This window comes from Ureaplasma parvum serovar 3 str. ATCC 27815, from assembly GCF_000019345.1.
In the GTDB taxonomy this organism is placed as follows: domain Bacteria; phylum Bacillota_I; class Bacilli_A; order Mycoplasmatales; family Mycoplasmoidaceae; genus Ureaplasma; species Ureaplasma parvum.
The window spans coordinates 693097-707496 of record NC_010503.1; the positions used below are offsets into that span (position 1 = coordinate 693097).

Consider the following 14400-nt stretch of genomic DNA (forward strand, 5'->3'; position numbering starts at 1 on the left):
ACTCCTTAATTTACTAAACTGAGAATTGGTTTGAAATTCTAATAATTGTACGATTTTTATCTTTTGTATTTTCGTTTCTTGCATAAACTGGTGAAACAGTATATGATTTACCGTTTTCAGCAACATATTTGCGTGAACCTAAAGTCATTAAACTTTTTGGGTTTTTTGGATCACTTAAATCCATAACTTCTTTTAGATCTTTATCCACAAAATATATTTCAAATTCACTTCCTTTGGCATTAATTGAATCATAACCAATTAATTGGTTAGTGAAATTAGATAAAATTGCATAATCACTTGTTCATGAAACATAACCTTCATCTTCTAATGTTCATTTAGAATTAATGTCTGATTGACGTTTTAGATAAAATAAATTATTTGTATTATCTGTGTGAACATCGATATATTCTATTTTGCCATTATTTTTATTTTTTATTGCAATTTTTTTAACTTTATCCTTATATTCTTTTTTAAAGAAACCATACATTAAAATAGAATCTTTTTCTTTATTTCGATAAATTTGAGCTAATGTTCGATCACCAATACCTTTTGATCTTAATATATATAGTCACATTGCTCGAGCACGATCTGTTACTTTTGTTTTATTATCTAATTCCAAAATATTTAAATGATCATCTTTAATTGGTTCACGATTGTCATCATAAATCTCTCAATCAATAATTTTTCTTAATCAACGGTCTTTGAAAAAACCATTATTTGTTAATCTTGTTTTACCGATATATGAATTAGATTTAGGACTTAAACGTGTTAGAAAAGAATATGAATTCAAATTATTTAAAACATCACTATCATGAGTTTTTGTCAATGCTAAAAAGTTAGCATTAGATAAAAAGCTTTCCTTAACTTTATTAAAATTACTTTCTAATTCTTGTGGTTTTGTTAGATAATCATCAAATAACTGTTGATTTTTTTGATAAACATTTAAAGCCTGATTTGCTAAAACATTTTGAATTTTTTCGTAATTATTTGTTGCAAATAAGGTATTTAATGCGATTGTATTTGATACACTTAAGAAATTATTTACTGGAATTAAACGCTCGTTTCATTGTTTTGTATTATCACCACTAAAGACATATTCATTCCCTGTATTAAAATCACTTAAACCTGAAATATAATTTGGTAGGTTATCTAACTCATTTTGTGAAGGAATAAATACAGTTTGTACATAATCACGTGTTAATACCTCAGCAATATTAAATACATAATCCCCAAAAATTTCGTTTAATTTTTCTTGAACACGTTTTTTATTTAATGTTACATAATCTGATGAAACAACAGTTCCATCAGCATTTGGAATTTCAGACGATTGAGAAATCCCAAAAAATGATCCTAATCAACCATAAATATCTTTTGAACCACCAGGTATATCAGTATAAATTGTAAATCCAAAAGCATATTGTAATAATTGACCAAAGTTTAAAGTGTTATTCTCACGGTGTTTTCGTTCAATTTCAAGTTGAATTCCTTTAATAATTGAATCAACAGTACGTACATTTTTTTGGTTTGGTTTTGCTTTTCAAACATTCTGTGGATTACCAGCAAAATTATATGTATCAAGTGGCTCTCCATATGGTGAGCCTGGTCTTTCATATTTATTACCAAAACTTCTAAATCCATATAAACCTAGTTTGCCATCAAACACTTGTTTGTATTTATCTAATTCAGATGGGTTAAAATCTTTTGATTTATAAAATTTAAAAATATCATTAGATTCTGTAAATCCATCAAATAATAAACCTGTCAGATTTTGTTTAAACTCTTCTAGTGTTAGATTTTTATATGCTTCTTGTTTTTTTATTACTTCATTGAAAAATTTATCAACATCATAACGTTCTTTTAAATATTCATAATCTCATTTACGAACATTTTCATGACTTGAGCTTAAAGCATTTTCCACAATTGTATATTTAGCTGGATCCACAGACATAAATTCAATTAAAGAAGGAATATCTTTAAATTTAATTGTGTAGAATTTTGATCCATTATTTTCAAGTGTAAGAGGAGTGAATGATCCATTATTTGATTTTAGATAATCAAAATTAATTGCTTGTGCTTCAGCAGGCGTTAAAATCATTAATGGGTAAATTTCTTTTTCTGTTAATTCGTCAAGCTTTTTTAAATGTTTATTATCTTTTCCATCACCTCTATCAACAATCAACTTAATAGTTCCAAATTCATTTAAATTTATCATGCTTTTATTAAATAATTGTTCATATGAAGTAATTTTATTTTGTGTAAGATAGCTAGGACGGATACCAATAATTGATTCAACTGATTCTTTTGTTTTTGTTCTTAAAATATTTTGATATAGTTCTTTTTCTTTTGGTTTAACAAAATATTTATAACCATTATTACCTTCAATTCCAGCGTCAAAATAATTAAATAATGTTGTTTGAGCAACTACATTAACATTTTTAACACCGAAACGATCAAACTGTTTGTCATAATATTTTTTAATTTCTATTAATTCTGGATCAAGTTTGCTGACTTCTTCTTTAGATTTATTATCTCAAATTTTTGATGCATTGTATTGTAAAGTTAATAAAGCATATTTAAATTGGTCAAAGGTTTTATTTGTAATATCTTCGCCAATAATTTGCGAAAGAACTTTTTTATAATATGGAACAGATGATGCATTCGCTTTTTCATCTAATTTTAAAGATTTGCTAATGTTAAAATCAGGGTATTTAAACATCGCATCAGTAATTCGTTCAGCTCATTTTCGTTTTTCATTTGAAGTAAACATTGGGTGATCAAAATATGTTTTTAAATTAAACATTGATGTATCAAAATTACCGTTTTCATCTCAACCACCATTATAGTAATTTTTAACGATTAGGCTATTAATTGAATCTTGTATCTCTCTCACTTTTTCATTAAGTTTTCTTGTGTTAATTGTCCCATCTGATTTTAAACAAGTTGATAAATCAATTACTGGTGTATTGTTTTTGGTTTTAATTAAAATTTCAATATCATCTTTTTTGTATGGATGTTTTTTCTTGTGAAGTTTATAAACAATTGCTCTACCATCTTTACTAAATTTAATTGGTGTTCCCATACCATCTTTTAAAATACCATCATATTTTGAAAGTCCTGGTTTTTCAATAACACTACCAAATTTAAAATTATCATTTTTTTGTTCTTGACTATTTTGATCATTATAAAAATAATATTCAGCTTTTAAACGACTTGGATCTTTAATGTCAGGGCCAAATGATGGGTTAACAGTTGCAGATTCATGATCAAATGAATTCATAATAAATAAATCATATGGTTTAACATTACGTAATTTTGCCGCCTCAAATAATTCATCGTATTTTTGTAAAAAACGACGTTTTTTATTATAGAAAAAGGCTTTAGGATCATCAGCATTAACGGAACCAAAAATATCTTTTTGTGTTTCTCAAACTGGATTTTTAGGATCGTTATTTAATGAAAAATTAAAGAATGACCCATCTTTTGTTGGATTATAATCAACATCAGTTTTTCTAAAGGTAATTCCGCTAGAACGTGCATTTAAATAATCTTGTAATGCCTTACCATTTACATATGATTCATCACTAACTCCCGATCTAGAATCAATTCCTCCACCAATAACTGAATCATTACTATCACTAATATCTTTCATGTCTTGTAATGTTTGGTGATGTCCATATTCGTGTGTACTTACATATTTTAAATAGTTAATACCTGTTGTTTTAAATGCAGGATCAGATTGAGCAACTAATGATAAATAAGGAATTCGATCAGTTACATAAATACCTTCGTATTCACCATTAACAACTTTATATGTATTTTTACCATATTTATCTTGAACAACTTCTGTATGAATACCATTAATTTTTTGTAATAAATGACGATTTTTATTTAAAACCTTATCTAATAAACCGCTATATGCATCAACATAAATAGTATAAGTTTTAATAATTTTGCCGTTAACAAATTTACTTCCTTGTTTAATCAAACGAGGTGTAAAAACATCAAAATAATTAGCCGCAACTTTAAGAGTGTTGAAAGCATCATCAAAACTTGAATCATAATTATAACCTTTTGGATTATTTTTAGGTGATTCTAAAATTAAATCTTTATCATCTTTTGTTGTTAAAATTAGTTTATTTAAACCTTCGACTTTTGTTTTAGTAATAGTTACCAATGAAACTTTTTTCTCATCATAGTTAACTAATTCAGATTCTAATAATGATTCTTTTGATTTATAAAAATGGGGATTTTTACCATTACCATCAATATCATAAATATAAAATTGTTTATTTTTAAATGTAGATTCAACATCATAAACATTTTTAAAATTTTGTTTTTGATCAATATAATCATTAAAATTTTTAGTAATTATTTCACGTAAACTTGATGCTAAAATACTATTATCATTTTGAATAAATTCATCATTTGAACTTGATTTAGTAGTGAATTCATCCTTAAACATGTAGTATTTAATTTTTTGTTGTTGGCCACCAATGGTTGCATCAATTAGTAAATAATTTTGATTACCACTTGATTTACCAATTGATTCAAGATCAAGCGAACCACCAAAAGGAGATGAAGCACTAGCATTAAATTCCAAAAATTCATTAATTTTAATTTTATTAATTTCATCCATTTTAACGTCGATTTTAGGATTAAATTTTTTATCTTTTGGAATTAACCCTTTAACAAATTGTAATTCGTTTAAATATGCTTGTACTTTTTGTTTTGCTTGTTGTTCGTTTTGAGCATAAAAAAGATAATTTAATGTTCGATCACTTGCTTTAAGATTTTTTAAATTAGGAAAATTTAGTGGATCTTTTGTTAAATCAAAGTACTTATCAGCATTAAATAAATAAGTATTTTTTGCGTTTTTTAGGACATCAATTAATTTAACACCACCAAAACTATGGCTATTATATGCTGAAATCATTAAAGGAATTTTTTGATGATATTCTTCTAATTCTTCTAATGTCATAGCATCTTTATTAACTTGTCGTGCTAATGAATCATAAGCATTGCCGGGGCCAGCATTAATATTATAAATTGGTAATGAACCAAAAAAAGCATCTGGGAAGAATTCAATTACTGTTCTTTCTCTTGTACCACTATGTAACCCTAGTGTAATTGCGTTACCATTTTGTTGAATTCCACGACTTAATTTAAATTCTTTCAAAGTCAACAAATCCGGTCCTCAAGAAACATTTTTAAAGAATCAATTAGTAAACTCAATGAATTCGTCTGGAGAAATACTATTGATATAATTGTTATTGAAAACAATTGGGCCCACTTCTAATCTTAAATTTGGTAAGTTGTTGTTATTTAAATTAACAAAATTATCTAAAAATTCAAGATAAGAAATTTTCTGACCTTTTTTATATTTTCCAAAATCAATTAATAATGTTACTTGTGTATTATTACCTTTTTTTGCTTTAAAATCATAATCAGCAACTGGTTTGCCAAATTGATCCATTAATAAAGCACGATCTACTTGACGATTAGGAATTGTCGTATCAAAACTACTGTTAACTTGTAATGTTTGACGTCCAAGTCCACCAGTAGAAACAGCATATAATTTCATAAAACCAACAACAGCACCAGCAAATGCACCAACTGATGCAAAAGCAATTGCAATTTTAGCTGATAATTTTAACCTTTTTTTCATATTGCTTTCGCTCCTTTTCTAATATTTTCCTGCTTTTCAATTAGCAATTTCTTCATCTGTCCCAAGAATATAATGATCGTTTCCTAAATGAATTCATTTTGGTTGTTTTGTTGGTGTATATTCATGCATGTTAGCATCATATACATAACCTAATAGTGATTTTTTTTCTGAATCAATTGAAGGTACAGCTTCCATTAGAGAACGTGTGTATGGATGTAAGAAATTATTAACAATTTCTTTTGTTGGACCAATTTCTAACAACACACCCTTATTCATAACTGCAATTCGATCTGAAATATATTCAACCATTCGTAGATCATGAGCAATAAATAAAATTGTTAAATCATATTTAGTTTTTAATTCTTTAAAAATATTCACAACTTGAGCTTGAATTGAAACGTCTAAAGCACTAATTGGTTCATCAGCAATTAATAACTTCGGACGAAGTGCTACAGCTCTTGAAATCCCAATTCGTTGTTGTTGACCACCTGAAAATTCTAATGGATAACGGCGAAGAACGGTTTCATCTAAACCAACTGATTTTAAAACATCTAAAATTAAATGGCGCGTGATGTCTGTTCTTGTTTTTGATTTTCAAGTATTAATATCATTAAAAGCTTTTTGTAATTTTTCATCATTATTATCTAATGATAAATGATTTAATTCTAATTCATTGAATAATTGGATTAATTCTTGTTGAGCAGTTTCATTTAAATAATCAAACTTTAAATCTTGTGCTTTTTCTAAAAAAATTTGTACTTGTTCATTATTTAAAAAATTTTTTGCTTTAAGTTCTTTTTTTAATCCTCGTAAATAATCTTTATAAATTAAACGTAAGAAAGATTTTTTCAAATCTTTAATATTATTTAATCCTTCTGAAACAACTGTTTCAATATTTACATAAGGATTAAGTGAATTCGATGGATCTTGAAAAATCATCTGCACATTATTAACCATAAAATCAGTTAGTTCTTTAGTAACTTTCTCACCTTGTTTAGGCAATTTAATACCATCAATAATAATATCCCCAAAACTATGACGCGCTAAACCAATTAACGCAGATCCGGTTGTTGATTTACCAGATCCTGATTCACCAACTAATCCTAAAACTTCACCTTGATAAATATTAAATGAAATATCTTTAACCGCTCTAAATTTTTTAAATCCATGACCATAAGTAACATCTAAGTGACGTACTTGTACTAAACGCTTTTTTTCAGGATTTGCATTTAATCGTTCTATTAAACCTTCAGTAACTGGGCGAATAGTAATTTTGTCTGGTAAACAAAAACGTTTTTTGTGATTAAAAAAGGCTTTTTTCTGGTTTGTATCACTCATAATTGATGCTCCTTATTTTATTAATTATTTTCTTGTCGTTTTTTAAAATTATTTCATTTATCTAAAATTATTTGTGGAGGTGTATACTTTTCAGCACGTTCATCTAATAATGCTGATTTAACACGATGAGTTTCACTTACATGATACATTTCAGGTTCATGTTCAAAATCACGAGTTAATGCATAATCATTACGAATAGCAAATGCATCACCAACTATGTCATTTAAACGTGATGGAACAGAACCTTTAATTGTTGCTAAACGATCACCTTTATTAACGTCAGGCATTGACATAATTAAACCTCAAGTATATGGATGTTGTGGGTATCATAAAATTTCATCACGCTGACCTTCTTCAATAATTTGTCCAGCATACATAATAGAAATATAATTAGCAATTGAAGCAACCACTCCAAGATCGTGAGTAATAAAAATAATACACATTTTAAATTTCTCTTGTAACTCACGAATAACATCTAACACTAAAGCTTGCACTGTTGGATCAAGCGCTGTTGTTGGTTCGTCTAAAACTAAAATTTTTGGATGTAATGAAACAATTGAGGCAATTACAACTCTTTGAATCATTCCACCAGATAATTCGTGTGGGTATAATTCCATAATTTCTTCAGGATTATTAATTTTTGTTAATTTTAAATATTCAATTGATTTATTATAGGCTTCTTTTCTTGTCTTAACAATTCCATTAATTAACATCCCTTCCATAATTTGCTTACCAATCTTCATGGTTGGATTTAATGTTGACATTGGATTTTGAAAAACTGCAGAAATTACTTTCCCTAAATAACGTGATTTCTCTCAATCTTTGAAGCTAAAATCTTGAACTTCATTGTTATATAATAAAATTTTACCTTCTTCAACATTGGCATTTTTTCCAGCCAAACCATACAAAAGAGAAGTAATTACTGATTTACCAGATCCTGATTCACCAATAATTGCATGGACTTCACCTTCATAAAATTGAACAGATGTATTTCGTAAAACTAAAGCACGATCATTGGGTTTTGATGGGTTTGTAAAAGTTAAACGTACATTTTCGATTTCAGCTGCAATTTTTTTAACTGTACCATCTTTAAAACTTTTATATTTAACATTTTTTTCAAATTTTTCAAAATCAAAGTTTTTTCGTGAATTAGCAGCTTTAAAAGCCATTGTTTGTTTTTTATGTTTTTTATTAGCTATTGTAGTTTCTTTTTGTTCACTAATTTCATTAATACCACTAGCCTGTTCATTAATTAATGTTGTTGCTAAGATTTCTTCATTTAAATTTTGATTTTGATTATTATCTTTAACATTAATTTCTTCTTCTAAAGTAACAATATCTTGAATATTAACTTTTTCATTAGTTAATTGTATATTAATGTCTTCTAAATTATTTAATTGTGGTTCTAAATCCACCTCTTGTTCATTTAAACAAACATTATTTGAAGTTAATTTTAAAATTTGTGGTTTTAATGTTTGAATAAAAGCGCGTTGACTACGAAGATAGTTAATATAAGTATATCGGTTGTTTTTTTGTTTCATAAATTATCTTTGACGTCTTAATGCGTCTTGTGTGGCACCCCCAACTAATTGAATTGAAGCAACTAAGCAAACTAGTAAAAATGATGGAATTAAAGTAAAACGTGGATATAAAGTAATGATTGATGAACCATCTGCAATTAAATTACCTAAAGTTGGTGTATTTGGTAAAGATAAACCAATAAAAGCAAGTGATGATTCAGCTAAAATAGCTCCTGGAATACTAAATACTAATTGAGTAATCATCATTGGAATTAAAATTGGTAAGAAATTTAAAATAATTTTTCATGCTTTTGTTCCTAATGTTTTTGAAGCTGCAACCCATAAAAAACTACGAGCACGTTTAACTTGTGAACGCATTTGATTAGCCATTGCAATTCAACCAGAAAATGAAATAGCAAAAATCATAACTCCAAATGATGGTTTTAAAATAATTGTTAAAATCATTAAAATGATGATTGTTGGAACGTTTGTTAAAATTTTAATAATGAATGTCATGATTTTATCAAACATTTCAAAATAACCCATTAAAATCCCTAAAGTTACTCCAACTACTAATTCAATAGCAGTTACAATAATAGCAATTCCTAATGAATAACGTAATCCTCACCATAGCATGGCTCATAAATCACGCCCATTATTGTCAGTTCCAAAAATAAAACCATCTGTAAAATAATCTAAATATCGTTTATTTGGTCGTAATTCTGTTGGTGATCCTGTTGTAAAAGGAATAATAATTGCCAAAATAAATAAAATAATAATAATTGCTAATCCGATTAATCCAGAAAAAGAACGTCCGTATCGGTTAGCAAATTCACGAAAAGGACGAGGGCGCCCTCCCATGTATGCATTATCTCTAAACTCAATTAAATGACCGATAATCTTTCATTGTTGGTGTTGAAAAGGTTGTAAAAACTTATTTGGTGCATCAGATGTTAATTCATCTATAAATGATGAAGTAATACTTTTTGATTTTTGTTTTAAATATTCTCCAAACTTCGCCATAAATTTATTTTCCTCCTCTTCTTATACGTGGATCAATAATTTGATATAAAGCATCTCGAATTGTATAACCAATAATTGTAATTAATGAATAAATAATTACTAATAATAAAATCACGTTGTAATCTTTTGAGATAATTGCTTCAAAAAATAATGAACCTGAACCTGGAATTTGAAAAATTTGTTCAATAAACAACGCTCCAACAAATGATCCTAAAATTACAAATGGAAAGAATGTTGCAATTGGGAATAATGATGGTTTTAAAGCATGTAATCACACAAAACGGTTAACAGTTGCACCTTTTAAATACGCAAATTTCGCATGCATTGAGTTTAATTCACGATTCATTTCAACTTTAATATATTGCACATAAACAATAATTGAACCAAGTGATAATGCTAACCCTGGTAAAATATAAGTCACAAAATTATTAATATCAAACGTAAATGGTAATCCAACTTCTTTACCAATTAATAACAAGATTAACCCAAATACAAGCGAAGGTACAGCTGAAATTACAGAAATAATAACGGTTGATACACTATCTAATATACCTCCTGGTTTACGCCCAACAAAAATACCTAAAGGGATTCCAATAACTAGAGTTAATAATACTGAAAAAATTCCAACAGCAAAACTTACTAAATAACGAGATCAAATAAATGAATTAATTTCAACCCCTGGGCGAATTGAAGTACTTACTCCAAATTCTCCTCTAAAAATATTTGCTAAATAATTAACATAACGAACGCCTATTGGACGATCTAAACCATACTGTGCTAGAATGGCTTTTTTCGCTTCTGGTGATGTAATCCCGATCGTTAAAGCAGATTCTCCAGGTACTGAGTTAATTAAAAAGAATGTAATTGTAATTACAATTCAAGCTAATAAGAAAAATTCAGCAATTAATTTCAAAGATTTAATAATAAATGTCATAAACTTTGAATCAAAAGTGAAAAAATCGATTAATGGATCAACAACACGATCGCGATCTGCTGCTGTTTTTAGTGAACGACCACCACCAAAAATAATAAAATTATTACTAAATGAATAATTAACTCGTTTTTTTTGGTTTAATATTGGCAATTCACCATAATTGTTTTGCGATGAATTAGCTTCAAAGCTGTTTTTCTGATTCATATAAATCTCCTATTTTAAGTAATTGATTGTGTGGTTTTAATAATATAAGCAATCATACAAGCTAATGCATAAATAAAACTAGGTAAAATGATAATTGTAATTAAAATATTTAAGCGAATTGTGGCATAATCAATAGATCGTAATTCATATTTAGCATTGATATAAAAACGATCAACTAATTTCATTTCTCACGAACTAAGTTTATACTCATTATATTTTCTTAATTTAACTGCTCAACGGCGACGATAAACTTGGCGCGAGAAGATAATATATAAGAAAACTACCATAAAGATACATGTATAAGCTATAAAAACATTCATACGGTATTGGTGATAATCTTTAATTAATTCAACAATTAAGTGACTAATAACCATCAATATTAATAATGCAATTAAAACAATAATGCTTTTATAATTTAATAAACGATTCGGAAACGATTGTTTTTTTATACTCATTATTATTTAATAATTACTCCTTTTCTTAATAACTTTAATGACAAAAACCATCAGCATGGCAATGATGAATACTACCTGGTTTTTTAGGTTCAAGTGTTAAATCAAAATAACTATACATACTATAAATAACATACATTCCTTTAATTAGAGCATTATTGTTTTTTTGCCCCTGAATTAGAAGATTTTCATATAAATTATCTAAATACTCTTTATTTGTTTTTAAATTAAAAGGTGTAATTTTTTTACCATTCTTTTTAATGAATGTTGGTGCTAAAAATGCAATTGGTGAAAAGTAAAAATCATCTAATTTATTATTTCAAATATTGGTATAAACAAGATCACGTTCGGGTTTAATAGATGTTTGTGCAGGACGATCAACAATAAAAATTTGTTTTAAAACAAGATCATTTAAATTAAATAATTTAACATCGTTATCAATATTTAAATCATTAATTTTACTAATCATATAACGGACTTTGTTTTGATTATCATCGGTTGGTATAGCTTGTTTAACTCAACGATATAAACTACCACCAGTTATTGTATATCCTTCATAATGTTCTTTGCTATCTGGATATTTAATAATCGAATGATAAATTTTGACATTTGAATAATTAATTTGCATGCTAATAGCTTCATTAAAATAATCAATTATTGCTTTTTTTGAACCAAATCAAAAACGTTTAATTTTCTTAGTAAAGTGATAATCATCATTTCTCACTTTTTTGTCAGGTGGAATTGGCTCATAAAATTGAGGTTTAGTTTGTATATTAATATCACCAATGTCATCAATAACTAAGCCTAATTTATAATTAATATCAAAAGTACCATTATTTGAATTTTTATCTGTATTGTAAATTAAACTAAAATCATTTAACTTAACATGATATTTTGCATTATATAAATTTAGTAAAGCAAAATTATAAGAATAATATAAATACAAGGAGCGTTTAATTGTTTGATCAAAATAATCTTTTAAACTCTCATAGAGGTTTAGAAAAATTTTAGTTTCTTTATTTTGAGATTGATTTAATATTTGTTTTTCATTTGCAAGATTAATATTATTATTTGTGATTGATTGAAACTTGATTTGCGTATCTTGATTAATTGTTACTTTTTTAGATTTTTTTGTTGAACAACTAGTTAATAAAACTAAACTAATAATAGTTGTTAATAATATACTAATAAAGATTATTAATCTTGCTTTGAGATTACTTTTTGTTTTCATATATACTTGCCCTAAAATCTTATGTTAAAGAGCCTACACTTCCTTTAATTTATTTTGATTTATTAAAAATACATTTTGTTAATAATGCTTCAACGCTTATTAATTTTAATTGTATTAATATACATCTTATAAATAATAGAAATGCAAATAATAATAAAACGAGAGCAAAAAATACGTTTGCCATAAAAAATGCGAATGGTATGATTAAAAAATTTATTTTGATTATTATTTAAATTAATCATCGTATTTTTTTCTCCTTTTGGTTATTGTGTTATATTATAAGGTTTTTTTACTAAAATATATAATTAAATACCAAATATTACATTTTTTTTTACAAAAATAATCATTAATAAACTTATTTTTAACTAATTTATTTCAAAAAAAATAAAAAAAATGGTCACGACGACCATTTTATTTCTCATTAAATTTTTAACTAATAGTAGATTTCTTAACAACCATTTCTCCATCAATATCAATAATTGGATAGATCACTATTAAACAATTCTTATCAATATCGCGCACTAAATGAATTAAAGATGGTAACTCAATATATGGAGAAATAATTTCTAATGAATAATTTGTTCTTAATGTTAATGAATCACTTAAACTATTTAAAGTAATTGAATTATTAAAATCATTAGCACGTAAATTTTCAATGATAGCATTAACGTTTTTTGAATAAACTTGAATTTTCAAACTTTTATGTTTTGGAAAATAAATGTTAAAAACAATTCCTAAAACAATTGAAGCAAGAATTGATGCTACCATATTTGGTGAAAAGAAATATTGTGCATCTCAATAACGAGAGTTAATCATACCAGCAGGAATGAATGATCCTAAAACAATTCCAATAATCAATGTTGCAACATTAAAATAGGTTAATATTGAACCGGTAGGTTTTCCATATTTTTTAGAATATCAAAATGAGATAATATCTGTTCCACCTGACGAACCTCCAGCAATATAAACAATCGATAAGAAGATACCATCAAAAATTGGATAAATAACTGCATAAATTAGAATTGAAGGAATTTTACTTGCTTGATCAGGATCTACTCAAGATAAAATTTGTACTTTATTAATAATAAGATCATGAAAAATATATAAGGGCTTAGCAAATTCATACAAAGATTGTCGATAAGTCAAACTTTGGTTTAAATGAAATAAATCACCAATTGTCGCATTAGGATTTGCTTGTACATAATGCATAAATTCATCAGCAATTTTTGAATTAGTAATATTAGAATAATTCAAGACACCAGTTTCAATATTTTTAACTATTTTTTCATCTAAAATACCATTAGTAAAAAACAAATTAATAGGTGGATAACTTAAACGGTTGTCGCCAAAAATCATAATTTTTTCTACGTTTGGAATTTGACTTAAAGCAAAACCAAAAACTTGCACAGTAATAATATATGTCAATGTCATTAATGTAAAATGCTTGCCAATTTTTTTATAAGAAAAAATTAATAAAGGAATATTTACAAAAATTGCAAATAATCAAAACATAATATCGTATGCTAATTTGGCTTCTTTTGGTGAACTATGATTTGAAATCATAATTGATTGTAAAATTCGTGCGATCCCTTGTGATGTTCCCATAATGCCAGCTGAATAAATTCCAGTATTATGAACTAATAATAAAACTAATAAACTCGCAAGAAGTGAAAAAATAACAATAATTAAGTAACGTAAGAAGATTTTTTTAGTTGAATAAAGAGCGGCAAACTTTAAAAGGCCTGCTTTATAACGAATTTTTTCAATTTGTACACTTTGTTGAATAGTTGCTTCGTTGCTTATTTGTTTTAATAAATTATTTTCTGTTCTTAATACTTCTTTAGTTTTATTTGTTCAATTAAAAATCTTTTTAATTTTGTTTTTATGATGCGTTTTTTCTTCGTTATTACTCAATTAAATCAACCCCTTTTAGTCTTTTTATAAAAAGAAAGAATTTTATATTCTACTCAAAATAATATTTTAAGGATAAACATAAAAAAAACAACAACTATTTATAGTAATTGTTGTTTTTA

Annotated in this window: 9 protein-coding genes; all 9 read right to left on the reverse strand. The window is 26.4% G+C overall.

The genetic code is table 4. From position 1 onward, the window contains the following. Nucleotides 1–13 precede the first annotated feature (13 nt). Entirely contained in the window at nucleotides 14–5665 is a 5652-nt protein-coding gene (locus UPA3_RS02975; RefSeq protein WP_006688978.1) for a PDxFFG protein, read from the reverse strand. A gap of 18 nt (nucleotides 5666–5683) precedes the next feature. Further along, nucleotides 5684–7003 (reverse strand): ABC transporter ATP-binding protein, encoded by a 1320-nt coding sequence (locus tag UPA3_RS02980; RefSeq protein ID WP_006688676.1) that lies wholly within the window; start codon nucleotides 7001–7003, stop codon nucleotides 5684–5686. 20 nt (nucleotides 7004–7023) lie between these two features. After that, the gene (locus UPA3_RS02985) at nucleotides 7024–8544 is read right to left on the reverse strand and encodes an ABC transporter ATP-binding protein (RefSeq protein ID WP_006689057.1); all 1521 of its coding nucleotides are present in this window, start codon (nucleotides 8542–8544) and stop codon (nucleotides 7024–7026) included. Between the two features lie 3 nt (nucleotides 8545–8547). After that, the gene (locus UPA3_RS02990; RefSeq protein WP_006688752.1) at nucleotides 8548–9546 is read right to left on the reverse strand and encodes an ABC transporter permease; all 999 of its coding nucleotides are present in this window, start codon (nucleotides 9544–9546) and stop codon (nucleotides 8548–8550) included. Nucleotides 9547–9550: 4 nt separating this feature from the next. After that, nucleotides 9551–10684, reverse strand: a complete 1134-nt coding sequence (locus UPA3_RS02995) for an ABC transporter permease (RefSeq protein WP_006688659.1) — start codon at nucleotides 10682–10684, stop codon at nucleotides 9551–9553. Nucleotides 10685–10698: 14 nt separating this feature from the next. Further along, nucleotides 10699–11139, reverse strand: coding sequence for a hypothetical protein (locus UPA3_RS03000; RefSeq protein WP_006689058.1), 441 nt, complete (start codon nucleotides 11137–11139; stop codon nucleotides 10699–10701). A 34-nt stretch (nucleotides 11140–11173) separates the two neighbouring features. After that, nucleotides 11174–12367, reverse strand: a complete 1194-nt coding sequence (locus UPA3_RS03005; RefSeq protein ID WP_006688586.1) for a hypothetical protein — start codon at nucleotides 12365–12367, stop codon at nucleotides 11174–11176. A 62-nt stretch (nucleotides 12368–12429) separates the two neighbouring features. Then, entirely contained in the window at nucleotides 12430–12609 is a 180-nt protein-coding gene (locus UPA3_RS03010) for a hypothetical protein (protein ID WP_006688494.1), read from the reverse strand. Nucleotides 12610–12796: 187 nt separating this feature from the next. Then, nucleotides 12797–14281: a YitT family protein gene (locus UPA3_RS03015; RefSeq protein ID WP_006689046.1), complete on the reverse strand. Its 1485-nt coding sequence runs from the start codon at nucleotides 14279–14281 to the stop codon at nucleotides 12797–12799. Between the last annotated feature and the right edge of the window lie 119 nt (nucleotides 14282–14400).